This window comes from Ruegeria sp. J8, assembly GCF_056531925.1.
On the sequence record NZ_JBQFMR010000007.1, the window covers coordinates 109,538 to 134,131 of the forward strand.

General features: G+C 60.5%; 26 protein-coding genes. 21 read left to right on the forward strand and 5 right to left on the reverse strand.

Going from position 1 to position 24,594, the window contains the following annotated elements:
• Window positions 1-25: 25 nt before the first annotated feature.
• The 5 genes from ACR0L1_RS15540 to ACR0L1_RS15560 all read left to right on the forward strand — a co-directional run bounded on the left by ACR0L1_RS15540 (window position 26) and on the right by ACR0L1_RS15560 (window position 6,061).
• A complete protein-coding gene (locus tag ACR0L1_RS15540; RefSeq protein WP_480859739.1) occupies window positions 26-1,348 on the forward strand; it encodes an SDR family oxidoreductase in 1,323 nt (440 codons plus the stop codon).
• Window positions 1,348-1,827, forward strand: coding sequence for a DUF2269 family protein (locus ACR0L1_RS15545; RefSeq protein WP_480502896.1), 480 nt, complete (start codon window positions 1,348-1,350; stop codon window positions 1,825-1,827). The genes ACR0L1_RS15540 and ACR0L1_RS15545 overlap by 1 nt, the downstream gene beginning before the upstream one ends.
• A 205-nt stretch (window positions 1,828-2,032) precedes the next feature.
• Window positions 2,033-4,936 (forward strand): isoleucine--tRNA ligase, encoded by a 2,904-nt coding sequence (gene ileS, locus ACR0L1_RS15550; protein ID WP_480859740.1) that lies wholly within the window; start codon window positions 2,033-2,035, stop codon window positions 4,934-4,936.
• A gap of 125 nt (window positions 4,937-5,061) precedes the next feature.
• Window positions 5,062-5,517 carry a methylated-DNA--[protein]-cysteine S-methyltransferase gene (locus ACR0L1_RS15555; protein ID WP_170769947.1) on the forward strand — a complete coding sequence of 152 codons (456 nt, stop codon included), beginning with the start codon at window positions 5,062-5,064 and terminating at the stop codon, window positions 5,515-5,517.
• Window positions 5,518-5,593: 76 nt separating this feature from the next.
• Window positions 5,594-6,061 carry a hypothetical protein gene (locus ACR0L1_RS15560; protein ID WP_170769948.1) on the forward strand — a complete coding sequence of 156 codons (468 nt, stop codon included), beginning with the start codon at window positions 5,594-5,596 and terminating at the stop codon, window positions 6,059-6,061.
• Here ACR0L1_RS15560 and ACR0L1_RS15565 read toward each other — a convergent pair.
• The 4 genes from ACR0L1_RS15565 to fsa all read right to left on the reverse strand — a co-directional run bounded on the left by ACR0L1_RS15565 (window position 6,058) and on the right by fsa (window position 9,301).
• Complete coding sequence (locus ACR0L1_RS15565) at window positions 6,058-6,753, reverse strand: CDP-alcohol phosphatidyltransferase family protein (RefSeq protein ID WP_170769949.1); 696 nt, start codon at window positions 6,751-6,753, stop codon at window positions 6,058-6,060. The genes ACR0L1_RS15560 and ACR0L1_RS15565 overlap by 4 nt on opposite strands.
• A gap of 70 nt (window positions 6,754-6,823) precedes the next feature.
• Complete coding sequence (locus ACR0L1_RS15570) at window positions 6,824-7,744, reverse strand: tyrosine recombinase XerC (RefSeq protein WP_170790376.1); 921 nt, start codon at window positions 7,742-7,744, stop codon at window positions 6,824-6,826.
• Entirely contained in the window at window positions 7,741-8,448 is a 708-nt protein-coding gene (locus ACR0L1_RS15575; protein ID WP_480859743.1) for a DUF484 family protein, read from the reverse strand. The genes ACR0L1_RS15570 and ACR0L1_RS15575 overlap by 4 nt, the downstream gene beginning before the upstream one ends.
• A 199-nt stretch (window positions 8,449-8,647) precedes the next feature.
• Complete coding sequence (fsa, locus tag ACR0L1_RS15580) at window positions 8,648-9,301, reverse strand: fructose-6-phosphate aldolase (protein ID WP_170354905.1); 654 nt, start codon at window positions 9,299-9,301, stop codon at window positions 8,648-8,650.
• A gap of 59 nt (window positions 9,302-9,360) precedes the next feature.
• Between fsa and ACR0L1_RS15585 the strand changes: the two genes are divergently transcribed.
• The 4 genes from ACR0L1_RS15585 (at window position 9,361) to ACR0L1_RS15600 (ending at window position 14,278) form a co-directional block, all read left to right on the forward strand.
• Window positions 9,361-11,586: a primosomal protein N' gene (locus tag ACR0L1_RS15585; RefSeq protein ID WP_480502797.1), complete on the forward strand. Its 2,226-nt coding sequence runs from the start codon at window positions 9,361-9,363 to the stop codon at window positions 11,584-11,586.
• Between the two features lie 73 nt (window positions 11,587-11,659).
• Entirely contained in the window at window positions 11,660-12,892 is a 1,233-nt protein-coding gene (locus tag ACR0L1_RS15590) for an MFS transporter (protein ID WP_480859746.1), read from the forward strand.
• Between the two features lie 64 nt (window positions 12,893-12,956).
• Window positions 12,957-13,829, forward strand: a complete 873-nt coding sequence (locus tag ACR0L1_RS15595; RefSeq protein WP_480859748.1) for a 50S ribosomal protein L11 methyltransferase — start codon at window positions 12,957-12,959, stop codon at window positions 13,827-13,829.
• On the forward strand, window positions 13,796-14,278 hold the full coding sequence (locus ACR0L1_RS15600) for a hypothetical protein (RefSeq protein WP_237215610.1): 483 nt from the start codon (window positions 13,796-13,798) through the stop codon (window positions 14,276-14,278). Before ACR0L1_RS15595 ends, ACR0L1_RS15600 begins: the two co-directional genes overlap by 34 nt.
• A 103-nt stretch (window positions 14,279-14,381) precedes the next feature.
• On the opposite strand, the gene ACR0L1_RS15605 is transcribed toward ACR0L1_RS15600, so the two are convergent.
• Window positions 14,382-14,594 carry a DUF1127 domain-containing protein gene (locus ACR0L1_RS15605; protein WP_170769956.1) on the reverse strand — a complete coding sequence of 71 codons (213 nt, stop codon included), beginning with the start codon at window positions 14,592-14,594 and terminating at the stop codon, window positions 14,382-14,384.
• A 332-nt stretch (window positions 14,595-14,926) separates the two neighbouring features.
• Between ACR0L1_RS15605 and ruvC the strand changes: the two genes are divergently transcribed.
• The 12 genes from ruvC (at window position 14,927) to tilS (ending at window position 24,580) form a co-directional block, all read left to right on the forward strand.
• Window positions 14,927-15,424 carry a crossover junction endodeoxyribonuclease RuvC gene (gene ruvC, locus ACR0L1_RS15610; protein WP_170769957.1) on the forward strand — a complete coding sequence of 166 codons (498 nt, stop codon included), beginning with the start codon at window positions 14,927-14,929 and terminating at the stop codon, window positions 15,422-15,424.
• Entirely contained in the window at window positions 15,421-16,098 is a 678-nt protein-coding gene (gene ruvA / locus ACR0L1_RS15615; RefSeq protein WP_480859750.1) for a Holliday junction branch migration protein RuvA, read from the forward strand. The genes ruvC and ruvA overlap by 4 nt, the downstream gene beginning before the upstream one ends.
• Window positions 16,099-16,102: 4 nt before the next feature.
• Window positions 16,103-17,122 (forward strand): Holliday junction branch migration DNA helicase RuvB, encoded by a 1,020-nt coding sequence (gene ruvB / locus ACR0L1_RS15620; RefSeq protein WP_480859752.1) that lies wholly within the window; start codon window positions 16,103-16,105, stop codon window positions 17,120-17,122.
• Between the two features lie 64 nt (window positions 17,123-17,186).
• A complete protein-coding gene (locus ACR0L1_RS15625; protein ID WP_170782890.1) occupies window positions 17,187-17,810 on the forward strand; it encodes a hypothetical protein in 624 nt (207 codons plus the stop codon).
• Entirely contained in the window at window positions 17,807-18,190 is a 384-nt protein-coding gene (gene ybgC / locus ACR0L1_RS15630) for a tol-pal system-associated acyl-CoA thioesterase (protein WP_170782889.1), read from the forward strand. The genes ACR0L1_RS15625 and ybgC overlap by 4 nt, the downstream gene beginning before the upstream one ends.
• Before the next feature lie 111 nt (window positions 18,191-18,301).
• Window positions 18,302-18,997 (forward strand): protein TolQ, encoded by a 696-nt coding sequence (gene tolQ, locus ACR0L1_RS15635; protein WP_170769962.1) that lies wholly within the window; start codon window positions 18,302-18,304, stop codon window positions 18,995-18,997.
• Between the two features lies 1 nt (window position 18,998).
• On the forward strand, window positions 18,999-19,475 hold the full coding sequence (tolR, locus tag ACR0L1_RS15640; protein ID WP_170790381.1) for a protein TolR: 477 nt from the start codon (window positions 18,999-19,001) through the stop codon (window positions 19,473-19,475).
• A 9-nt stretch (window positions 19,476-19,484) separates the two neighbouring features.
• Window positions 19,485-20,591 (forward strand): energy transducer TonB, encoded by a 1,107-nt coding sequence (locus ACR0L1_RS15645; RefSeq protein ID WP_480859754.1) that lies wholly within the window; start codon window positions 19,485-19,487, stop codon window positions 20,589-20,591.
• On the forward strand, window positions 20,588-21,907 hold the full coding sequence (gene tolB, locus ACR0L1_RS15650) for a Tol-Pal system beta propeller repeat protein TolB (RefSeq protein ID WP_480548902.1): 1,320 nt from the start codon (window positions 20,588-20,590) through the stop codon (window positions 21,905-21,907). Before ACR0L1_RS15645 ends, tolB begins: the two co-directional genes overlap by 4 nt.
• 87 nt (window positions 21,908-21,994) lie before the next feature.
• A complete protein-coding gene (gene pal / locus ACR0L1_RS15655; RefSeq protein WP_170769966.1) occupies window positions 21,995-22,507 on the forward strand; it encodes a peptidoglycan-associated lipoprotein Pal in 513 nt (170 codons plus the stop codon).
• A 4-nt stretch (window positions 22,508-22,511) separates the two neighbouring features.
• On the forward strand, window positions 22,512-23,336 hold the full coding sequence (gene ybgF, locus ACR0L1_RS15660; protein ID WP_480859757.1) for a tol-pal system protein YbgF: 825 nt from the start codon (window positions 22,512-22,514) through the stop codon (window positions 23,334-23,336).
• Entirely contained in the window at window positions 23,333-24,580 is a 1,248-nt protein-coding gene (gene tilS / locus ACR0L1_RS15665; RefSeq protein WP_480859759.1) for a tRNA lysidine(34) synthetase TilS, read from the forward strand. Before ybgF ends, tilS begins: the two co-directional genes overlap by 4 nt.
• Window positions 24,581-24,594: the final 14 nt, after the last annotated feature.

Sequence of the window (24,594 nt, forward strand, 5' to 3'; positions counted from 1 at the left end):
TGGCTAGGGTGAAGGCATCAACGTGGTGGCGAGGTGTGCTCTGACACTCACTGGGAAAAATATCCTTGTTCTAGGCGCTTACGGCTTCATCGGCGCGGCGGTGGTCCGCGCCTTGCGAGGCCGGGGCGCGCAGGTCACGGGGCTTGTTCGTGAGCCTGTGCAAGGCGCGTTGCTACTGGACGGAATTAAGTTGGTTCAGGGCGATTTGCGCCGTTTTACGCACCCGCAGGATTGGGAGGCCGCACTCACTGGTATCGACTGCGTTGTGAACTGCGCAGGCGCGTTGCAGGACGGCCCCTCGGATGATCTTGCGGCGGTGCATCATCACGCCATTGCAGCGCTGGGTCAGGCCTGTGCAAAACGAGGTGTTTCGGTCGTACAAATATCAGCCATCGGGGCGACGCCCAATGCGGACACCGAGTTCATGCGCACGAAGGCCGCTGGTGATGCGGCCCTTGAAAGCAGCGGTGCGGACCTGTGGATTTTGCGCCCCGGGCTGGTTATCGGGCAATCAGATTACGGTGGAACGGCCCTACTGCGGATGCTGGCAGCGGTTCCGCTGGTACAGCCGATTGCCTATCCAGCGACACCGGTCCAGTGCGTCGGGATGGAGGATTTGTGCCATGCCGTGGTTACCTGCTGCGCCGACGAAATACCGCAAGGCGCCTACGATCTTGTTGAGGATCAAGCCCAATCGTTGGGGGATGTCCTGGCCACCACGCGCCGTTGGCTGGGTTTCCCGGCGGCCCGCTTTCGGCTTGTCATGCCTCCGGTCTTGACCAAGGCAGTTGCACGGTGTGCTGACGCGCTGGGCTATCTTGGGTGGCGCTCGCCCCTGCGCAGCACGGCGATGACGGTCATGGCTTCGGGTGTTATGGGTGATCCCGCGCCCTATCGCGCAGCAACGGGTCGGTCGCTCAGGCCGCTGCCCGAAATTTATGGGTCAATGACCAGCGCGCGTGAACACAGGCTGACCGCGCGCATGTCCCTGCTGGCCCCGCTTGTCATAGCCGTACTGAGTCTCTTCTGGGTCCTGTCCGGCATTTTCGGATTGGTCGGATTGCCCGAGGCCGCCGGTGTTCTGACCGAGGCCGGATGGGCCGATGCCGCTGCCGTCAGTTCTGTCGTGTTCTGGTCTTTCGTCGATATCGCTTTGGGACTGGCCGTTCTATATCGTCCTTGGACCCCACGCGTGTGCCTGGCGCAAGTTGGGGTGGCAGCGTTCTATGTGCTGGCGGCAACGGTCGTGACACCAGGCCTGTGGCTGGACACGTTGGGCCCACTCGTCAAAGTGCTGCCTGCACTGCTGCTGTCGCTGGTTGCCTGGCCTATGGTGCAAAGCCGATGATGGATCCAGACCTGATCCTGCGATGGCTGCACGTCATCGGTGCAAGCGTTCTGCTGGGCACGGGAGCCGGGATCGCGTTTTTCATGCTGTTGGCGCATCGGTCCGGCGACGCGCGGTTTATTGCGCAAACTGCCCGTGTGGTCATTCTGGCTGACCTTCTGTTCACGACGACCGCCGTAGTCGTCCAACCCGTGACCGGAGCTTTGTTGGCCTGGCGACTGGGTTGGTCCCTTGCCGAAGGGTGGATCGTGCTGTCGCTGATGCTTTACGGCGTGACGGGCGTGTTCTGGCTGCCTGTGGTGTGGATACAGGTCCGCCTGCGGGATCTGGCACAGACGGCTGCTGCACAGGGTGCACCGTTGCCTGACAGCTATCACCGATTGTTCCGCATCTGGTTCTTATGCGGCATCCCGGCCTTTCTTTCGGTGCTGAGCATCCTGTGGCTGATGATTGCGCGCCCCGCGATCGAGCTGTTTTGAACCGCGCCATTCGCCGCAGGGGGCGGAAGCTCTGGACCATCTGCCAAGGGCGTCTTATAAGCGCGGCCATGTATGACCGGATGGCCATCATTATTCGAATTATATCCCCGGCGCTCTGACATCCTGAGACGCCGGGCAAAGGTGTTTGAGACCTCGCACCGACCGCTTCGATCCATACGACCAGATCATCCAAAGGACGCCCCCAATGTGCGCCGATACACCTGATTACAGAGACACGCTGAACCTGCCCAAAACCGATTTCCCCATGCGCGCTGGCCTGCCCAAGCGCGAACCTGCATGGCTGGAGCGTTGGGAGAAAATCGGCGTCTATGACCGCCTGCGCGAGAAGGAAGGCCGCACGCCCTTTACCCTGCACGATGGTCCCCCCTATGCCAACGGCCACCTGCATATCGGCCACGCGCTGAACAAGACCATCAAGGACATGATCGTGCGGAGCCATCAGATGATGGGCCACGACGCGCGTTACGTGCCCGGCTGGGACTGCCACGGCCTGCCCATCGAATGGAAGATCGAAGAGCAGTATCGCAAAAAAGGCAAGAACAAGGACGAGGTGAACATCGTCGATTTCCGTCAGGAATGCCGCAAGTTCGCCGAAGGCTGGATCGACATCCAGCGCGAAGAATTCAAGCGTCTGGGGATCACCGGCAATTGGCCTGACCCTTATATCACCATGGATTATCACGCCGAGGCCGTGATCGCCGATGAGTTCATGAAGTTCCTGATGAACGGCACGCTCTATCAGGGGTCCAAACCCGTGATGTGGTCGCCGGTCGAAAAGACCGCTCTGGCCGAGGCTGAGGTCGAGTATCACGACAAGGAAAGCTTCACCATCTGGGTGAAGTTCAAGGTCGTGAATGCAGGCGATCTGGATGATGCGTTTGTGGTGATCTGGACGACGACCCCTTGGACGATGCCGTCGAACAAGGCGGTCGTTTACGGCAAGGACATCGCGTATGGCCTTTACGAAGTCACCGGCGCGCCGGATGAATGCTGGGCCAAAGTAGGTGACAAATTCCTGCTGGCCGACAATCTGGCGGCGGATGTTCTGGGCCGTGCCCGTTTGAACGACGATCAGTGGACCCGCGTCCGCGACGTAACCACGGATGAGCTGGCAGGCGTGCAACTGACCCACCCGCTGGCCGGGGCCGAGGGCGGCAATGGCGAATGGGATGGCATCCGCGATTTCCGCGCCGCTGAATTTGTGACCGATACCGAAGGCACCGGTTTCGTTCACTGTGCGCCGTCGCACGGGATGGAGGAATTCGAGCTTTATCGCGATCTGGGTATGTTGGAACAGGTCATCACCTATAACGTGATGGATGACGGCTCGTTCCGTGCCGATCTGCCGTTCTTTGGTGGCAAATACATCCTGTCCCGCAAGGGCGGTGAGGGTGATGCGAACAAGACTATCATCGACAAACTGGCCGAGGTTGGCGGGCTGCTGGCGCGTGGCAAGATCAAGCACAGCTATCCGCATTCGTGGCGCTCAAAGGCTCCGATCATCTATCGCAACACGCCGCAGTGGTTTGCCTCCGTCGACCGCAAGCTGGACGACGGCATGGGCGAGATGGGCGACACCATCCGCGAACGCGCCCTGCGCTCGATTGATGAACTGGTGAAATGGACCCCGCAGACGGGTCGTAACCGCCTGTATTCGATGATTGAGGCCCGCCCGGATTGGGTGCTGTCCCGCCAGCGTGCGTGGGGTGTGCCGCTGACCTGTTTCACCAAGAAGGGCGCTCTGCCCACCGATGCCGATTACCTGCTGCGCAACGCCGATCTGAACGCACGTATCAAAGCCGCGTTCGAGGAAAACGGCGCGGATATCTGGTACACGGACGGGTTCAAGGAACAGGTGCTGGACGGCATCGCCAACCCGGACGACTATGATCAGGTGTTCGATGTGCTGGACGTATGGTTTGACTCGGGTTCGACCCACGCCTTCGTTCTGCGCGACCGTGAGGACGGGACCGAGGACGGCATCGCCGATGTCTATATGGAGGGCACCGACCAGCACCGCGGTTGGTTCCATTCGTCCATGCTGCAGGCCTGCGGCACCAAGGGCCGTGCGCCCTATCGCAACGTGGTGACGCACGGCTTTACGCTGGACGCCAAGGGCAACAAGATGTCCAAATCGCTGGGCAATACCATCGTGCCGGAAGAGGTCATCAAGCAATACGGTGCCGATATCCTGCGTCTTTGGGTGGCCCAGACCGATTACACCGCCGACCAGCGGATCGGGCCGGAGATCTTGAAGGGCACCGCTGACAGTTATCGTCGTCTGCGGAATACCATGCGGTTTATGCTGGGATCATTGGCTGATTTCACCGAGGCTGATCGCGTCGCGCCCGAAGATATGCCGCGTCTGGAACGCTGGGTTCTGAGCCGTCTGGCCGATCTGGATGAACAGGTGCGCAAGGGCTATGCCGCGTTCGATTTCCAGGGTGTGTTCAGCGCTGTGTTCACTTTTGCCACGGTAGATCTGTCCTCGTTCTATTTCGACGTCCGCAAGGATGCGCTCTATTGCGATGGCGACAACCTGCGTCGCCGTTCGGCCCGAACTGTGCTGGATATCCTCTTCCACCGCCTGACCACATGGCTGGCCCCGGTTCTGGTCTTCACCATGGAAGAGGTCTGGCTGGAGCGGTTTGGCGGTGATGACAGCTCGGTCCATCTGGTGGATTTCCCGGACACGCCGGCCAATTGGCGCGATGCGGAACTGGAAGCAAGCATGGCCAAGGTGCGCCGCGTGCGTCGTTCGGTGACGGCTGCGCTGGAGGTTCAACGTCAGGACAAAGTCATCGGGTCCAGCCTTGAGGCCGCGCCGATCGTCTATGTTGAGGACCAGGAAACCCGTGATCTGCTGGCTACTTTCGATGTGGACGATATGTGCATCACCTCGGGGTTGACTGTTACGGGTGATCCGGCCCCGGCCGAGGCTTTCCGCGTGCCCGAGATTGAGGGCGTTGCGGTGGTGTTCGAAAAGGCCGAGGGCGAGAAGTGTCAGCGGTGCTGGAAAATCCTGCCGGATGTCGGGCGTCATGCTCATACGGGTGTCTGCGGGCGCTGTGACGAGGCGTTGGCGTAACGTCTCTGGATTTGGAGTTCTGCGAGGCTCTGCCTCGCGCTCCGAGGTATTTTTGAACAGAAGAAGATTGGGGCGCAGCCTGTTGGGGGTTGCGCCTTTTCTCAATTCGCGGTCAGGTTCTGGCTATGCCGATGATTGCTGTCGATACGCGATTTGGACGTCTGGGGATTGAAGAGACGGGTGGTGCGATTACCCGTTTGGTCTGGGATGGACGCAATGAAGGTGAGGCGTCAGCCTTGTTGCGTGAGGCGGCAGCGCAGATGGCGGCCTATGATCAGGCGCGGTTGGAGCGGTTTGATCTGCCTTATCGTGTGGCCGGTTCTGACTTTCAGCGGCAGGTATGTGATCTGATGTATGCGATTCCACTGGGCGAGACTGTGACCTATGGGGATATTGCCAAACAGCTTGGTCGCCCGGCGCAACCTGTGGGGCAGGCCTGTGGGGCGAACCCGATCCCGGTCATTATTCCGTGCCATCGGGTGTTGGGGGCAAGTGGATTGGGTGGGTTTTCCGGTGACGGCGGCGTGGAGACCAAGGTGGCCTTGTTGCGGCACGAGGGCGCGGCAGGGTTGCTGATCTGAGAGTGGAAAGCTATTGCAATCCATCCGCTTGCGTCCCAACTTGTATCACATAGAGAATTCGAAGGATGTTTTTGGCATGACCGTTCAAGCCGACCCCGCCGCGCGCAAGAAAGCCATTATTGACCGTTTGATGTCACTGGAAGAACAGGAGCTGGCGACCGCGCAGGCGCATTACGATGCGTTTTTGAAGGATTCTCAGTTGGACGACCGGGAAGGGCACGACAAGGATGATATCGCGGCTTCGCGTGAGAATGCGGATCTGGCGGCGGCTTTCGACGCGCCCTTGCAAGCGCATCATGCCAAGATCGACGTGATCGAGAACACCGATTTTGGGCTGACCGATACAGTCCAACCCGGTGCCGTGGTAAAGTTTAACAACCGGAGTTTTGTGGTCTGCGTGTCGACAACGCGGTTCGATGTGGACGGGACGACCTATATGGGGATTTCGACCCAAAGCCCGATCTATCTGGCGATGACCGGCCTGCAGGAGGGCGACGTGTTCACCCATAACGGGACCGAGTTTGAGGTCGAGGAAATCCTTTAGGCTTTTTGCTGTGGGATCACCTGTTGGGCGATCCCTGCAAAGACTAGGTACAGGCTGGTGATCACCAGCCCCCAATGCGCCCAGCTTTCGGGATGAAAATCCACCCAGGCCGCCCATCCGGCGAAAAAGGTCCAGGCGAGGGCCATGGGGAGGGTGACGCTGCGCCAACGCTCGGTCCGGACGGGATGCACGAATTTTAACGGCAGGAACATGGCCAGAGCCAGTAGGGAGACCATGAGCAGGATGACCCAGAAATTGGGTTCGAGCGCGAAGATCACAATGACAAACATGTTCCAGCAGCCGGGAAAGCCCGAGAACGAGTTGTCCTTGGTCTTCATCCGAGTGTCCGCGAAATACATCGCGCTGGCGAAGGTGATGACGATGATCGCAAACCAGCCGGTCCAGCCATCCATCAGCCCGGATTTAAACAGGGCGAAGGCGGGAATGAATACATAAGTCAGGTAATCGATAATCAGATCCAGCAATACGCCGTCAAACTCGGGGGCGTTTTTCTTGACGTGATAGTGCCGCGCCAGTGGGCCGTCGATGCCATCGACAATAAAGGACACGACCAGCCACAGATACATCAGGCTCCATTTTTCTTCGACAGCGGCCAGCATGGCCAGCATCGCGAAAACGGCGCCGGTTGCAGTAAAGAGATGGACGGAGAGAGCTTTGAATCTGAGTGTCATGCGCGTGTCATGTACGATGCGTGTCCAAGATGCAAAGCAAAATGCCCTGTTTGGTGAAATTGCAATTGTGTCAGGCTTTCGGGTGAGTGCGGTCGTAGACTTCCATCAACCGGGCGGTGTCCACGGCGGTGTAGGTTTGCGTGGTCGACAGAGAGGCATGCCCCAGCAATTCCTGTATGGCGCGAAGATCGCCGCCCGCAGACAGCAGGTGCGTGGCAAAGCTGTGGCGCAACGCATGTGGGGTGGCCGTCGCGGGCAGGCCCAACTGCTGACGCGCCTTGGCCATGACGCCCTGAATGGCACGTGGGTTCAGCGCCCCGCCGCGGACACCACGAAACAGTGGCTTGGTCTTGTCCAGCGGATGAGGGCAGAGCGCCAGATACCGGTCCAGAGCTGCTTGTGCGGCGGGCAGGACCGGGACGATGCGCTCCTTGTTGCCTTTGCCAACAATTCGCAGCGATTGTGGCAGGGGGGCGTCAGCGCCGGTCAGCGACAGCGCCTCGGAAATCCGCAACCCGCAACCATAGAGCAATGTGACCACGGCCACGTCGCGCGCAGAGACCCAATCATTGGTCGATTGCAGTTCGACCGTTTCGATCAGGGCGCGGGCAGCATCTTCGTCGACGGGGCGGGGCAGTTTCTTGGTGAATTTGGGCGCGCGGGTCGACAAGACCGCGGTCGGCTCGAACCCTTCACGTTCTGCCAGCCAGCGGTAGAAGCTTTTGACAGCCGACAACTTGCGCGCCAGCGAACGCGCGCCGACGCCCGAGCCGCGCTGATCCGCCATCCAAGCCCGCATATCGGATACGGTGATCCGAGCCAGTGCTGCCAAACCCTGACGCTCGCTATGGTGCAGGGTCATAAAGGATAGGAAATCATTCACGTCGCTGCGGTAGGCGGCCTGAGTATTGGTTGATCGGCCCGAAAGCGCGACGAGACCCTCCAGCCAGTGCTGCAACGCGTCGCGGCAGGCTGGAGAGATCAGGCTCATGACAGCCAGTTGCGCATGGACCGTTCAAAAACACCGGCAAAGAAGGTCAGCAGGTCGGTGCCAAGTTGCGGTGAAAAGTGGTTGGGGTCTTTCGCGCTCATGATGATCATGCCGGGCAGGCGGCCTTCGCCCAAGTCCAGCCGCATGCAGGCTTCGGACCGCAGGTGATTGGCCTGATCGCCGAAGATGCGGTGTGTGGGGTGGATGACCTCGCGCAGCACGACTTCGCGGGCAGGGCCGCTGCGATCGAAAGTCAGGTAGTTGTCGACAAAGCCGGGCTCGACTACGGCCAGCGCTCCGCCCAGTTTTTCGATCGCGGGGTCTTCCTGCAGGACGGTGGTTTCCAGGACCAGCGTGATCCGATCCACGTGCAGAATTTCGGCGACGTCTGAGCCAAGGGTGGTCAGGAAGTCCTCGAACCCTGTGGGCTCCAGCAGGCGCAGGATTGCGCGGTGCACCTGATTGGTACCCGCAAGGTTTTCATAAGCGGCCGCGATGACCGAGCGGTGGGTGTCTTCAAGCCGATCCAGCCGCGCTTCGAGCCGCTGCATGGCGATGCCGCGCAGGTCGACGATGTTATCTCCGCGCGCTTGTTCATTGGCGGCGACGAGGGCCTGCATCAGGTCCTTGTCGTCCAGCACGGCGTCAGGCTCGGCCAGAATCGCCTCGCGGAGAGTGTCCTTGAGTTTGGTATTGCTGCTCATGTCCCGTCCGGTCTTTTTTATGTTTTGCGGCCTTATAACACGGCTGGACCGATTTGCCTTGGGAAAAGTGAGCCTTTGGTTGGATTTCCCGTCATTTGCGCGACGGGGCCTCTCCCGCCTGCAAGACCCTGATCTGCGATCAGGGCTGGCAGTTGGGCCGGGCGCGGTGCCTGGCAGCACCGCGCGGCAGTGTCAGGGATCAGAGGATTTTCTGACCGGTCTTGGCCCAGTCGGCCAGGAAGGTTTCAAGCCCCTTGTCGGTCAGCGGGTGATCGGCCAGTTTCTTGATTACGGCAGGCGGAGCGGTGATCACGTCGGCGCCGATGCGGGCGCTGTCTGTTACGTGGTTCACGGTGCGGATGGATGCGGCCAGAATTTCGGTCTCGAATCCGTAATTGTCATAGATCTGGCGGATATCAGCGATCAGATCCATGCCGTCGAGGTTGATATCGTCCAGACGGCCGATGAAGGGCGAGATAAAGGTCGCGCCCGCCTTGGCGGCGAGCAGTGCCTGATTGGCCGAGAAGCAGAGCGTGACGTTGACCATCTGGCCTTCGTCGGACAGGGTTTTACAGGTTTTCAGCCCCGCCCATGTCAGCGGAACCTTCACGGCGATGTTCGGCGCGATCTGGGCCAGCTTACGGCCTTCGGCGATCATGTCGTCGGCCTCGGTCGCGACGACTTCGGCGGATACGGGGCCGTCGACCAGATCACAGATCTCTTTGGTGACTTCTAGAATGTCGCGGCCCGATTTCAGGATCAGCGAGGGGTTGGTGGTCACACCGTCTACCATTCCCAGATCGTTCAGTTCGGCGATGGCGTCGATCTCGGCGGTATCTACGAAGAATTTCATGCGGGCAGTCCTTTGATGGGTTGGCCTTGGTTGCGGATGGCTTTACCCCAATAACACCGATGCTGAAACCCCCGACCCGAGGAGATGCGGTGAGCGCGCAGGAGTATTTCGATCAGGGTGAGCTGGTGGCTGTGCTGACCACACAGCCCTTGGACCGGACGCTGGATTACAAAGCGCCCGAGGGCGGGTGTTTTCTGGGCGCGTTTGTCGAGGTGCCCCTGGGCCCGCGCAAGGTTCTGGGTGTGGTTTGGGGGCCGGGGCAGGGCGGTTTTGATCTGGCCAAGGCGCGATCCGTGATCCGTGTGCTAGAGGTCGCGCCGATGCGCGAAGAGATGCGGTTGTTTCTGGGCAAGGTGGCCGATTACACGCTGACACCGATGCCTGCGATGCTGCGCTTGGCGACCCGTGCGCCTGGGCTGGGCGATCCGCCGTCGATGCGGAAAATCTATCGTTTGGGCGGTGCCGAGCCAGACCGCATGACCGATGCGCGGACCCGCGTGCTTGAGGTGCTGCGCGACTACGGCGGCTTGGCGTTCACGTTAAAGGAGTTGGCCGAGCAGGCGGGGGTGACGTCCTCGGTCGTCAAGGGGTTGGTCAAGCAAGGCGCAGTGCGCGAGGAAGACAGCCCACGTGATTTGCCCTATCCCCGGCTGGACCCGGACTTGCCGGGCAAGGCGTTGACTGACGATCAGGCCTCCGCGGTCGCGCGCCTGCAGGCTGGGCAACGTTCCGGGGATTATGGGACAACGTTGCTGAAGGGTGTCACTGGCTCGGGCAAGACCGAGGTTTACCTAGAGGCCGTCGCCGAAGCCCTGCGCATGGGGCGGCAAGCGCTGGTTCTGCTGCCCGAGATCGCCCTGACCGCCGAATTCCTGACGCGGGTCGAGGCTCGGTTCGGCGCGCGGCCTGCCGAATGGCACTCGGGTGCGACCATGACCGAACGCCGGCGGGTCTGGCGCATGGTTGGGCAGGGGGAAGCGCAACTGGTCGTCGGCGCGCGTTCGGCGCTGTTTCTTCCGTTCCGCGATCTGGGGCTGGTGGTGGTCGATGAAGAACACGACACCTCTTACAAACAGGAAGACGGCGTGCATTACAGCGCGCGGGATATGGCGGTGCTGCGGTCCTCGGTCTGCGGGGCGCGCGTGATTCTGGCCAGTGCGACGCCGTCGCTGGAAAGCTGGGCGAATGCCGAGGCCGGCAAGTATGAGCGGCTGGACCTGACCTCGCGCTTTGGGGCGGCGGTGCTGCCAGAGATGAAACCCATCGATATGCGGGCCGAGCAGATGCAGCCGGGGACATGGATTTCCCCGTCGCTGCGGCAGGCGGTACGGCAGCGGATCGAACGCGGGGAACAGTCGCTGCTGTTCATCAACCGCCGTGGCTATGCGCCGGTGACGCTGTGCCGGGCGTGCGGGGAGCAGATCGCCTGTGATCATTGCGATGCGCGGATGGTTGAACACCGGTTTCTCAAACGACTGATGTGCCATCAATGCGGTGAGACGAAGCCGATGCCCGACACCTGCCCATCCTGTCAGGTTGAGGGCAAGCTGGCCCCGGTCGGGCCGGGGATCGAACGGCTGGCAGAAGAAGCCGAGGCGACGTTCCCTGAGGCCAAGATCGCGATGCTGAGTTCTGATCTGTTCGGCTCGGCCCGCGCGTTAAAGGCCAAGATCGAAGAGATTGCCGAGGGCGATGCGGATATCGTCATCGGTACGCAGCTGGTGGCCAAGGGGCACAACTTTCCCAAGCTGACACTGGTGGGGGTGATTGATGCCGACCTTTCTCTGCACGGGGCGGACCTGCGAGCGGCGGAACGCACGTTCCAGCTTATGCGGCAAGTTGCGGGCCGGGCCGGGCGGGCGGATAAGCCGGGGCAGGCACTGTTGCAGACGTTTCAGCCTGAACACCCGGTGATCCGCGCCATTCTGTCAGGCGATGAAGAAGGGTTCTGGAAGGCCGAGGCCGCCGGGCGTCAGGCCGCAGGCGTCCCGCCCTATGGGCGCATGGCCGGGATCGTGCTGTCCGGGCCCGAGGTCGGTCCGGTTTTCGACATCGGCAACGCGATGGCACGCAACGATGCGCCGCTACGTGCTATAGATGCCCAAGTCTTCGGACCTGCGCCCGCGCCAATAGCACGAATACGCGGGCGGCACCGTGTACGCCTGCTGGTCAAAGCCCCCAAAGGCGCGCCGATTCAGGATGCTATCGCCCGCTGGATTGCGCCCCTGCGTCTGAAGGGCGATATCCGCCTGACCGTCGATATCGACCCGCAGAGTTTTTACTGACCTCTGCACCGGTGCAGACCGCCTGTGCGTCTGCCCCCTCGCCAAACCGAAAAAATGAGCGTAGAGCGGTGTCATGCTGAAACCCATGCCGCTCTCTGATGCGCAGAGCCTTCAGTTCTGGCGCCGTCCCATAACGCTCTTGTTCATGATGGCGTTGATGATGCCCATTGCGTTTAACGCATGGAGCGCGCTGCTGAACAATTTCGTCATCGAGGTCGCGAATTTCGACGGCGCAGACATAGGCCTGCTGCATACGGTGCGTGAAATTCCCGGATTTCTGGCCGTAGGCGTGATCGCGGTGATCATCTTTATCCGCGAGCAAGTGCTGGCGATGATCTCGCTGATGATGCTGGGCGTTGCGACTGCGATCACGGCGTGGTTCCCCAGCCTTGGCGGGCTGCTGTTTGTGACCTTGTTCAGCTCGATCGGGTTTCACTATTACGAGACGGTAAACCAGTCGCTGCAACTGCAATGGTTGCCCAAGGATCGTGCGCCGCAAGTGTTGGGCTGGCTGGTCGCGATGGGCTCAGCGGCGACAGCAGTGGTGTACGGTTTGATCGTGCTGACATGGGACCGGTTCGATCTGTCCTATAACTTCGTCTTCATGGCAGCGGGCGGCGTGACGGCCCTGTTGGCGCTGTTCTGCCTGCTGGCTTACCCGCAATTCGATGCGCCGACGCCGCAGACCAAGAAACTGATCCTGCGCAAACGCTATTGGCTGTATTACGCCCTGCAATTCATGGCCGGTGCCCGGCGGCAGATCTTTGTCGTCTTCGCAGGCTTCATGATGGTCGAGAAATTTGGGTTCGAGGTGCATGAGCTAACCAGCCTCTATCTGATCAATCTGGTGATCAACATGGCCGCCGCTCCGATGCTGGGCAAAGCCGTGTCCGTGTTCGGCGAGCGCCGCACGCTGATCTTTGAATATGCCGGTCTGGCCATCGTGTTCGCGGCCTATGGCGGCATCTATTGGTTTGGCTGGGGCGTGGTGCTGGCCGCGATCCTTTACGTGATCGACCACGTGCTGTTCGCGCTGGCATTGGCGCTGAAAACCTATTTCCAGAAAATCGCCGACCCTGCCGATATCGCACCAACCGCAGCCGTGGCCTTTACGATCAACCACATCGCCGCCGTGTTCCTGCCGGCGTTGCTGGGTTTGCTGTGGGTGGTCTCGCCCGGCGCGGTGTTTACGCTGGCGGCAGCGATGGCGATGATCTCGCTGGCCTTGTCGTTGCTGATCCCGCGCCACCCCGAGCCGGGCAATGAAACCATCCTGTCAAAATACGCCCCGGCCCCTGCGGAATAAGCCAGCGCTTGACCTTGCCTGCCCGGCGGCCTAGGCGCAGAGGAAACCCAAACAGGAGGCCCCCATGCCCACATTCACTGCGCTGACCACTCTGATGGGCAAGAAAGCCGCCGAAGGCTTGGGCGAAGCAATGGAGCGTCTGGAGCCGGAACCTACCGGCGTTGGTGTGTTCGAGGTCGAGGACGGCTCGGGCCTATGGGAGGTTGGCGGCTATTTCACCGAAACCCCAGATGAAACCGCGCTGGCCGTTCTGGCCGCCGCGTTCCAAGCCAAGCCCTTTGTCGTCTCGGAGCTGCCCGAAACCGATTGGGTCGCCCATGTGCGTCGCGAACTGGCTCCGGTCGAGGCCGGGCGCTTCTTTGTTTACGGCAGTCACGACGCCGACCAACTGCCCGAAGGCCGCATTCCCCTGCTGATCGAGGCCGCGATGGCCTTTGGCACCGGGCATCACGGCACCACACTTGGTTGCCTCAAGGCGCTGGATTATCTACTGAATGAGGGGTTCGAGGCGACAAAAGTGGCCGATATCGGCTGTGGCACTGCCGTTCTTGCCATGGCCGCCGCGCGAGTCTGGGATGGAGATATCATCGCCAGCGATATTGATCAGGTGGCCGTGGATGTGGCCGAGGCGAACCTGAAAGCCAATGGCATGGCCGGTCAGGTGCAGTGCGTCGAGGCTGCCGGGTTCGATCACCCCGACCTGAAGGCCCACGCGCCCTATGACCTGATCTTTTCCAATATCCTCAAGGGGCCGCTGGTCGCGTTGTCGCCGGAAATTGGGGCGAATCTGCGGGTAGGGGGGTACGCGATCTTGTCGGGAATCCTCAATGAACAGGCCGATGATGTGGTTTCCGTTTATTCACAAAACGGGTTCAATCTGGCCCGTCGGGACGAGATTGGCGAATGGACGACGCTAATCTTAAGCAAACAGGGCTAAAATCGGGCCATTTACAGGAGTTTTATGGATTCCTGCCACTTTTTTGGCGCAATCTCTGTCTACCGTTCAAAGATGCATATCGGGGGCGGTTATTGGAGGCTGCCATGACTGGAAAACAACTGGAATTTGATCAGCGCGTTCATCGTCTGAACAAAAAACACGCGAAACTCAGCCGTGGTTATCGTGCGACGATGCGCAAAGATGGCCTGGTGGTGATGAGGCCGCAGCGCGTTCAGTCTGCGGTGCCTGCCAAAGTGTTGCTGATGTGCCTTGTGGGCTTTTTTGCATTCAAGACCTTTCTTTTAGCGAGCCTTGGGCCGTCCGCCTATGAATACCGCGTTGACAGTCTGAGCCAAGGGACGTCGGTCGAACAGGCTGGGGCCTGGATCATGCAGATTGACCCGATTTCTGCCTTTCTGGCCGCGCAGGTCTCAAGCTATCTGCCCTGATTTTTGCAAATCTGAATCAGAAACGCCGCGCATAAATCAATGCGCGGCGTTCTGCTTTGCCCCCGAGGGAGGAGATAGGGGCGTGTGAGTGGTGGTCTAGATCTTACCGGCGGCTATCCGCTACGACGTCAATATCGCCGCGGCACATGCCAATATCGTCCAGTTCACGGTCACTCAGACCGCTCAGCGCGTTGCGGGTCACGCGGGCGTCGTTCCATTCCACAACGGCGTTCACAACCGCTGCAAAAAATCCGCCGATACGGCCAGCAAGGCCGAACGAGCCAGTGGTGGCGCGGGTGGTATCCAGTACGGCCATATCCTGTTTCCTTCTGGTTAGAGTTCAGTTTCAATCCTTCGTTTGAGCGGCATTTAGGGATGTCGATCTGACACCACAAGCGACGAAATTGCATGTGTCCTATGCGTTTTCTGCAATGCTCTGAAAACGTGAAAGCCCCTTAATTTACTGGTCATTTTTGCTTAATCAAACACGTCGAATTCAGGCATTTCGCGGTCGCAAACAGGCCATTGTGTCGCCCCTCGAGCAGGTCTGTCGTTTTTGGACTTTCCGTCAATTCGCTTGGAAAATGTTCACGCTTCGTGCTAACCCGTAAGAAAGATCACAAAAACCCGAGCAGGCTGGGGCACAACATGCGGATTTTGGGCATTGATCCGGGGCTGAGAACCCTGGGATGGGGCGTCATCGAATCGCATGGCAGCCGCCTGAGCCACGTGGCCAACGGGCTATGCAAATCCGACGGTGATGATTTGGGCGAGCGGTTGTTGTCTCTGCACAACCAGATTGTCGAGGTGATCGCCGAACACACGCCCGATCAGGCCGCGATCGAACAGACTTTCGTGAACAAGGACGGTGCGGGCACGTTGAAACTGGGCCAGGCGCGCGGGGTTGCGCTTCTGACGCTCGCGCAAGCCGGGTTGCCGGTAGGGGAATATGCGCCCAACCGGGTCAAGAAAACAGTTGTGGGCGTGGGGCATGCCGAGAAAGAGCAAGTCTTGCACATGGTCAAGCTGCAACTGCCGGGGTGTCAGCCCAAGGGCGCAGATGCGGCAGATGCGCTGGCGATTGCGATCTGCCATTCCTACTATGGCGCAGCGCCGCAGGCGCGGATGAAAGAGGTGCGGGCATGATCGGAAAACTCACTGGATGCCTGGATTACCGCGCAGCAGACCACGTGCTGATCGACGTGCGCGGGGTTGGTTATATCGTCTATTGCTCGGACCGGACCATGGCGGCTCTGCCGGGCGTGGGGGAGGCGGTCTCGATCTACACGGACATGGTGGTGCGCGAAGACCTGATGCAGCTTTATGGGTTTCTGTCTTTGGTCGAGAAGGAATGGCACCGCCTGCTGTGTTCGGTGCAGGGGGTGGGGGCCAAAGTGTCTTTGGCGATCCTGTCTGCGCTGGGCCCGGATGGGGTCAGCCGTGCGATTGCCTTGGGTGATTGGGGCGCGGTCAAGGCGGCCAAAGGCGTGGGGCCGAAAACCGCGCAGCGCATCGTATTGGACCTGAAGGACAAAGCGCCGGGCGTGATGGCCATGGGCGGCACCGTGACCGAGGCGATGGACGGCCCTGTGCCTGAGCCGGTCGAACTGATTGAGCCAGCGCCTGCGCCCAAACGCGCTGCGAAACCGGCCTCGGGCAATGCGGCGGCCTCGGCTGGTGCGTTGTCGGCCCTGTCGAACCTCGGCTATGGCCCGTCCGAGGCGGCCTCGGCCGTGGCCGAAGCGGCCGCCAGCCTGCCGGACGCCGGTGAGGCTGATCTGATCCGGGCGGCGTTGAAACTGCTGGCTCCGAAAGGCTGAATGGATGACTGACGCCGATCCCACTCTGCGCCCGGACCCTTTGCCCGAGGATAACGACCGCGCCCTACGCCCTCAGGGGTTGGACGAGTTCATCGGTCAGGCCGAGGCGCGCGCGAACCTGCGCATTTTCATCCAGTCGGCTCGTCAGCGGGGCGAGGCGATGGACCATACGCTGTTTCATGGCCCTCCGGGCCTTGGCAAGACGACGCTGGCGCAGATCATGGCGCGCGAGTTGGGGGTGAATTTCCGCATGACCTCTGGCCCGGTGCTGGCCAAGGCCGGGGATTTGGCGGCGATTCTGACCAATCTGGAATCGCGCGATGTGCTGTTCATCGACGAAATCCACCGTCTGAACCCGGTGGTCGAAGAGGTTCTGTACCCGGCGATGGAGGATTTTGAGCTTGATCTGGTGATCGGCGAGGGCCCCGCCGCGCGGACCGTGCGGATCGAGTTGCAGCCCTTTACTCTGGTCGGGGCGACGACCCGGATGGGTCTGCTGACCACGCCTCTGCGGGATCGCTTTGGCATTCCGACCCGGCTGCAATTCTACACGGTCGATGAACTGCACGAGATCGTCACGCGAAACGCCCGTAAACTGGGGGCTCCTGCTGACGACGCAGGCGCGCGCGAGGTCGCGCGGAGGTCGCGCGGGACCCCTCGGATCGCGGGGCGGCTGCTGCGTCGCGTGGTGGATTTCGCTATCGTCGAAGGCGACGGGCGGATCACGCGGGATCTGGCCGATGGTGCTTTGACACGTTTGGGCGTGGACAATCTGGGATTGGACGGCGCGGATCGTCGGTATCTTAAGCTGATCGCCGAGAACTACGCCGGTGGACCAGTTGGGATCGAAACCCTTTCAGCAGCGTTGTCGGAAAGCCGGGATTCGCTTGAGGAAGTGATTGAGCCCTATTTGTTGCAGCAGGGTTTGATCCAGCGCACACCGCGCGGGCGGATGATGGCACAAAAGGCGTGGACGCATTTGGGTATGGCAGCGCCTCGGGGGCAAAGCGATCTGTTTGGTTGAATTATAGCGCTAGGGATTTTAAGCCTCCGGCGGCCATATTTGAAACGAGAAGAAGGGTCTCCGCGTGACACCTGATCAAATCGAAGCGCTGTTCACCCGCGAAAGCGGCGAGTTTTTGTTCGCACGTTGGGGGCGTCCGATTGTGCCCATCGTTTTCGGGGTGGAAGATGACACCTTGGCCACGGTCAAAGGGGCGTTCGAAGCGGTCGTCACGCTGGCCGGTCACAAAATGGCGGAAACGGACCCTGAACTGGGGGCCAACTGCATGGTGTTCTTCTTCCGGGACTGGAATGAGCTGTTGGAAGTGCCGGACCTCGATCGTCTTGTCCCGGACCTAGCACCTTTGGTCGAACGACTGGTTGCGGTAGATGCCAACCAATATCGTATCTTCCGGTTCGAGGAAGACGGCGCAATCCGTGCCGCGTTCGTGTTTTTGCGAATGGACAAAGAGCTGTCGAAGGTGCCTGCCGAAACCCTGGCGCTCAGCCAGGTGGTGCAAACCGTTTTGCTATGGTCCGACACGGCATTTCGCACGCAATCACCTTTGGCGGTGGCGGGTGAGGCTACGATTTTGAGACCTGATATTGCAGGGCTGATCCGCGCGGCCTACGATCCGGTATTGCCGGGTGCGGCGCAGGATGCCTCTCATGCGTTGCGCCTGTTTGCCAGATTGGAGCAACCGCAATGACCCATACCTATGCCGTCCGGGTTTTCTATGAAGACACCGATATGGGGGGTGTGGTCTATCACGCGAACTATCTGAAATTCATCGAGAGGGCGCGCTCGGACTATGTGCGCAATATCGGTAACGACCAGAATGCGATGCGCGATGCGGGTATTGTCTGGGTCGTGCGTAAGATCGAGGCCGAATATCTGGCCCCTGCGAAATTCGATGATGAGTTGACGATTGAAACCTGGATCACGTCGCTGTCTGGCGCGCGGCTGACGATGGCGCAGCGGGTGACACGGGGCGAGACCGAAGTTTTCACCGCCTCGGTCACGGCGGTCTGCATGAATGCGCAGGGCAAACCGGTGCGTCTTCCGGCAGAGATTCGCGCATTGATGTAACATTTTGCGGGACCAGGGTGGTTCTGTTGGCTTTTCATATCCAACTGCGTTAGCGTTTATCAAAACAAGGCCAAACGAACGGCCATCAGGCAAAAACTAAAGAGCAGGTTCATGGAAGCTGAAACGCTGGCGCTGGCGCAGGAGATCGACTTCTCCATGTGGGGGCTGTATGCCCGCGCGACCTTTATCGTCAAACTGGTGATGCTGATGCTGATCGGTGCGTCGATTTGGTCCTGGGGGATTATCATCCAGAAGATCATCAACTACCGGGCCGCGCGGCGCGAGGCGCAGGTGTTTGATGAGGCGTTCTGGTCCGGCAACCCCTTGGATGAGTTGTTTGAGCAGATCGGCACGCAGCCCGATGGCAGTTCCGAAAAGATTTTCGCTGCGGGCATGATCGAATGGCGTCGTTCACACCGCACCGATGGCGGGCTGATCGCGGGGGCCACGGCGCGGATTGACCGGTCAATGGATGTGGCCATCGCCAAAGAGTCCGAGACGCTGCAAAAGGGTCTGCCGGTCTTGGCGACGGTTGGCTCGACCGCGCCCTTTATCGGGCTGTTCGGCACGGTTTGGGGCATCATGAACGCCTTTATCGAGATTGCCGAACAACAAAACACCAATCTGGCGGTTGTAGCCCCCGGTATTGCCGAGGCTTTGCTGGCGACCGGTCTGGGCCTGTTGGCCGCGATCCCGGCGGTGATTTTCTACAATAAACTCAGCGCGGATAGTGACCGGATCGTGGGCGGCTATGAGGCCTTTGCAGACGAATTCGCCACCATCCTGTCGCGTCAGTTGGACAGCTAGGATGGGCGCTGCGGTTCAGCAAAGCTCGGGCAGCAATGGACGCAGACGCGGACGTCGTCGCGGTCGTGCCCAGCCAATGGCTGAGATCAACGTCACGCCCTTTGTGGATGTTATGTTGGTGTTGCTGATCATCTTCATGGTCGCCGCACCATTGTTGACTGTCGGGGTGCCGGTGGACCTGCCCAAGACGGCGGCCAGTGCATTGCCCGGTGATAATGAGGAACCTTTGACCGTGACGCTGACCGCAGATGGTCAGGTTCAGATTCAGACGACAGATGTTCAGCGTGATGAATTGATTGGCAGATTGCGCGCCATCGCGTCCGAGCGCAGCAGTGACCGTGTGTTCCTGCGGGCGGATGGCTCGATCCCTTATGCGCAGGTAATGCAGGTAATGGGTGCGTTGAATGCGGGTGGGTTTTCCAATGTCGGTCTCGTCACCGACACGGGCGGTCCGACGCTTGACGAAGGTGGAGAGTGAGGCGGCACGGTGGATACCGGCACCAAGATCTCGGCGATTGCCCATGTCAGTTTGATCGGATGGGCCTTGTTCGGCGGCACGTTCCGGTCCGAACCTTTGCCGATGGCCGTGCAGGATGTCTCGGTGATCTCGGCTGAGCAATTTGCGGCAATGACCGCTCAGCGGGATGCGCCCGAGGTGACAACGCCTGCGGCCTTGCAGCAGCCTGACACGCCGGTTGAAGAGGTGACGCCGCCCGAGCCGGTCGAAGAAGAACAGACGGTGCCCGAGGTGTCGGAGCCATCCGAGCCCGAGCCTGACCCGGTGCCCGAGGCGGTGGAACCGCCGCCCGAGCCGGTGGTAATCGAACAACCCCCAGCGCTTGAGCCGCCCGCGCCAGAGGTGGCCGCCTTGCCCGTGCCCCCCGGCCCCGAGGCGCAGCCGCGCCCGGCAGACAAGGTTGCGCCAGAACCCGTTGCACCGCCTCCGCCCGAGGCTGCACCCGATGACATTGAAACGCCCGCTGTGTCCTTGGAAGAAGGCGCCGAGATCCAGCAAGAGCAACAGGATCAGACCGCTCCCGAAGAGGCCACGGATGAGATCGTGACCGAGGCCGAGGAAGCCAGGGAATACGCGCCCCGCAGTTCTCCGCGGCCACAGGTTCGGCCAAACCGACCGCCCCCTCCGGTGCAGTCTGAGGTGGCAGAAACACCCGAAGTCGAGCCCGAGACACCTGCGCCGCAGCCTGCGGATGAAAGCGCCATCGAAGATGCGTTGGCCGAGGCGCTGGGGCAGGGCACAGAACCCTCTGGCCCGCCGCTGACCAGTGGTGAGAAAGATGCAATGCGTTTGGCAGTGTCCAAGTGCTGGAATGTAGGGTCGTTGTCGACCGACGCCTTGCAGACTGTGGTCGTTGTAGGGTTTTCGCTCACGCCGGATGGCAATGTGGTGGGCGGCAGCTTGCGTTTGATTGAAAGTTCAGGCGGTTCCGACGGCGCAGCAAGACAAGCCTATGAGGCCGCCAGACGCGCAATTCTGCGTTGCGGGGCAAAAGGATATGACCTGCCTGCTGACAAATACGCGCAATGGCAGGATATTGAGATTACATTCAATCCCGAGAGGATGCGGATCAAATGATGAGATTTCTGACCAGCCTGTTGCTCGGCCTGACGCTTCTGACAGCACCGGTTCATGCCCAGAACGGACCGCTGCGCTTGGAACTGGATCAGGGGATCATCGAACCCTTGCCCTTCGCGGTGCCCAGTTTCGTGCCCGACGGTCCCGCTGCGGCTCAGTACGCGCAAGATATCACACGGGTTGTTGCAGCGGACCTCACCGGCACAGGGCTGTTCCGCGAAATCTCGTCTGATGCATTTATCAGCCGGGTCAGCAGCTTTGAGGCGCCACTGCAATTTGCCGACTGGAAGGCGATCAATGCCGAGGCGCTTGTTACTGGGGCGGTAAATGTCTCGGGCAACCGGCTAACGGTCCGCTTCCGGGTATGGGATGTATTCTCCGGGCAAGAGCTTGGCAACGGGCTGCAGTTCGCAGGTACTACGGATGGCTGGCGGCGCATGGCGCATAAGGTGGCCGATCAGGTCTATAGCCGCGTGACGGGTGAGGGCGGTTATTTCGATAGTCGCGTGGCCTTCGTGTCGGAAAGTGGCCCCAAGGATCAGCGCCTGAAACGTCTGGCGATCATGGATTACGATGGTGCCAACGTGCAGTACTTGACCGACAGCGCCGCCATCGTTCTAGCCCCGCGCTTTTCGCCGACGGGTGACCGGCTGCTTTATACCAGCTATGAAACCGGCCAGCCACGCATCTATGTGTTGGATGTGGACCGCGTCCGCCGCACCGAGCTGAACACGCCCGGCGGCACGATGAGCTTTTCACCTCGTTTCTCGCCGGATGGACGCTCGATTGTCTATTCGCTGATTCAAGGGGGGAATACGGATCTTTGGAAAATGGATCTAGCCTCGGGGCAGAGCGTGCGTTTGACTAACACGCCGGCGATTGAGACCGCGCCCAGCTATTCGCCAGATGGGTCGCAAATCGTGTTCGAAAGCGACCGCTCGGGCACGCCGCAACTGTATATCATGCCTGCAAATGGGGGTGAGGCGACGCGGATCAGTTTCGGTCAGGGGCGTTATGGTACGCCGGTCTGGTCCCCGCGGGGCGATCTGGTCGCTTTCACCAAGCAAAACAAAGGTCGGTTCCATATCGGCGTGATGCGCACCGATGGCAGCGAGGAACGGTTGCTGACTTCGTCCTTTCTGGACGAGGGGCCGACATGGTCGCCCAATGGTCGGGTGATTATGTTCACCCGTGAAACCCAAGGCGCAAGCGGTCGGGCGACGCTTTATTCGGTGGATATCTCGGGGCGCAACCTGCGCCCGGTGCGAACGCCAGATGGCGGCAGCGATCCGTCCTGGGGGCCTTTGCAGAATTGATCGCGGGGGCGGTCGGAAAAGTTCACAAGAAACCCGCGCTGTGATACACAGGCGGCAATAAACAGAAAACACAACGAGGCACTTGAAATGAACGTATTGGGCAAAGTGGTAGCTTTGGGCGTGCTAGGCATTCTGGCCGCCTGCACCAGCAACGATCCCTCGACATTAGGAGGCGGCCTTGGCGGCGGCGCAAATGGTGGTGGTCTGGCCGCAGGATCGCCCAGCGATCCGCGCTCACCTGCTTATTTCCAGCAGACCGTCGGCGACCGGGTTCTGTTTGCGATCGATCAGTCGACCCTTACACCGCAAGCGCAGACCGTTCTGCAGGGTCAGGCGGACTGGCTGTTGGCGAACCCCGATTTCGTGGCAACCATCGAGGGCCACGCAGATGAACAGGGCACTCGCGAATACAACCTTGCACTGGGCGCACGTCGGGCGAATGCGGCCCGCGAATACCTGATCTCGCGCGGGGTGGCGGGCAACCGTCTGACCACGGTCAGCTTTGGCAAGGAACGCCCGATCGAGATTTGCAGTACCGAGGATTGCTATTCCAAGAACCGCCGTGCGGTTACGGTGCTGACCGGCTCAACACTGGGGTAAGATGATGAAAGTTGCAGGATGGGTTCTGGCCGCGGTTTTGGCGACCGCCGGGGTGGCACAAGCACAGGATCAGCAGACCCTAGCCGATATCCGGCAGGAGTTGACCGTGTTGCATGTGGAAATCCAGCGTCTGAAACGTGAGTTTTCGACGACGGGGTCTCCGTCACCCAACCTGTCCGGCAGTTCGGTGCTTGAACGCGTGGACGCGATTGAAGCTGAATTGCAGCGCCTGACCCGTCAAACCGAGCAGTTGAACCAGCGGGTGCAGAATATCGTCACCGACGGCACCAACCGCATCGGCGATCTGGAGTTCCGTCTGGTTGAATTGGAAGGTGGCGATCTGAGCACGCTGGGCGAAACCTCGACCCTTGGGGGGGAGACGCAGATTACAGCGGCTGCTCCGACAACACCCGCTGCGCCCACTGCGATTGATCAGGGTGAATTGGCGATAGGTGAACGCGCGGATTTCGACGCTGCCGCGCAAGCGCTGACCGAGGGCAATTTTCAGGCCGCAGCCGACCAGTTTGCAAGCTTTGATACCTCATATCCCGGCAGCCCTCTTGCGCCCGAAGCTAACCTGAAGCGCGGGCAAGCGCTGCAAGGGTTGGGCGACACACGCGAAGCGGCGCGTGCCTTTCTGGCCAGTTTCACCGGTGATTCCGAAGGGACCTTTGCGCCCGAGGCTTTGTTTGAGCTCGGCTCGGCCTTGGGTCGACTGGGACAGACCGATCAGGCTTGTATAACACTCAGCGAGGTCGGAGTGCGGTTCCCGGCTTCTCCAGCGGCCTCTAGCGCGACACAGGAAATGGCGTCGCTGGGCTGTTCTTGACCACATTCCCCGACAAGTTGAAGGATGCGTTGCGCAGGCGACTGCCCGCGCAACTTCCTGCCCGCTTGGGGGTTGCAGTTTCAGGCGGCGGCGACTCGGTCGCTTTGCTGCACCTTCTTGCGGAGAACGCGCAGGGCGTTTCGCTGTACGTTGCAACGGTGGATCATGGATTGCGCCCTGAATCTCGCACTGAAGCCGATCGGGTTGCCGAAATGGCCCGAGACATGGGATTGGCCCATGAAGTGTTGCGGTGGACCGGATGGGATGGCAGCGGCAACTTGCAGGATCAAGCGCGGCAGGCCCGGTACAGGTTGCTGACCGACTGGGCCCGGCGCAATGATGTACCCGCTATCGCACTTGGTCACACTGCCGACGATCAGGCCGAAACCGTCCTGCTGCGGCTTGGTCGCGCGTCCGGCGTCACAGGCCTGTCTGGGATGCCTGCTGCGCGCGAGCTGAACGGGGTTCAACTGCTCAGACCGCTTTTGGATGTCACCCGACAGGAGTTGCGCGACTACCTGAATGCACACGGGTTGAACTGGATAGAAGACCCTTCGAATCACGACCTGCGATTTGATCGGATCAAGGCACGTGAGGCTCTGGCAGGGTTGGAAGAGATCGGCATAACCGCCCGTTCCCTCAGCCGGGTGGCTGACAACCTTGCACAAGCGCGCGAGGCTTTGGACGTGTTTACGCAGGAAACCGCGCGTCAGGTTCTGCGGGCTGAGACGGGCGACATTTGCGTTGATCACGCTGGCTTTGTGGCGCTGCCCAACGAAATCCAACGGCGTCTGTTGGTGGGCAGTATCCAATGGATCGCGGGTGCAGGCTATCCGCCGCGGCAGATGGCGGTCGAACAGGCTCTGTCGGCTTTGCGCCAAGCAGAAACAACCACAATCGGGGGATGTATGGTGGTTGCCAAGGACGAGAACACGTGGATTTGCAGGGAACTAGGGGCGATTTCCGTACAACCTTCCAAGCCGGGCGATTTGTGGGATAGCCGCTGGATCTTGACCGGTCCGCAAAGATCAGACGCGCAAGTCCGCCCATTGGCAGAGGCCGGGCTGCGGCAGTTGCCCGACTGGCGTGCTTTGGGAAAACCGCGCGCGGCGCTTGTGGCATCGCCCGCGATTTGGGCAGAAGACACGCTGCTGTCGGCGCCTTTGGCGGGTTTTTCCAATGGTTGGCGGGCGGAATTGGCGTCAGAAGTGCCCGAGTTGCACTCTTCTTTTTTATCGCATTGAACCTGCTTGAATCA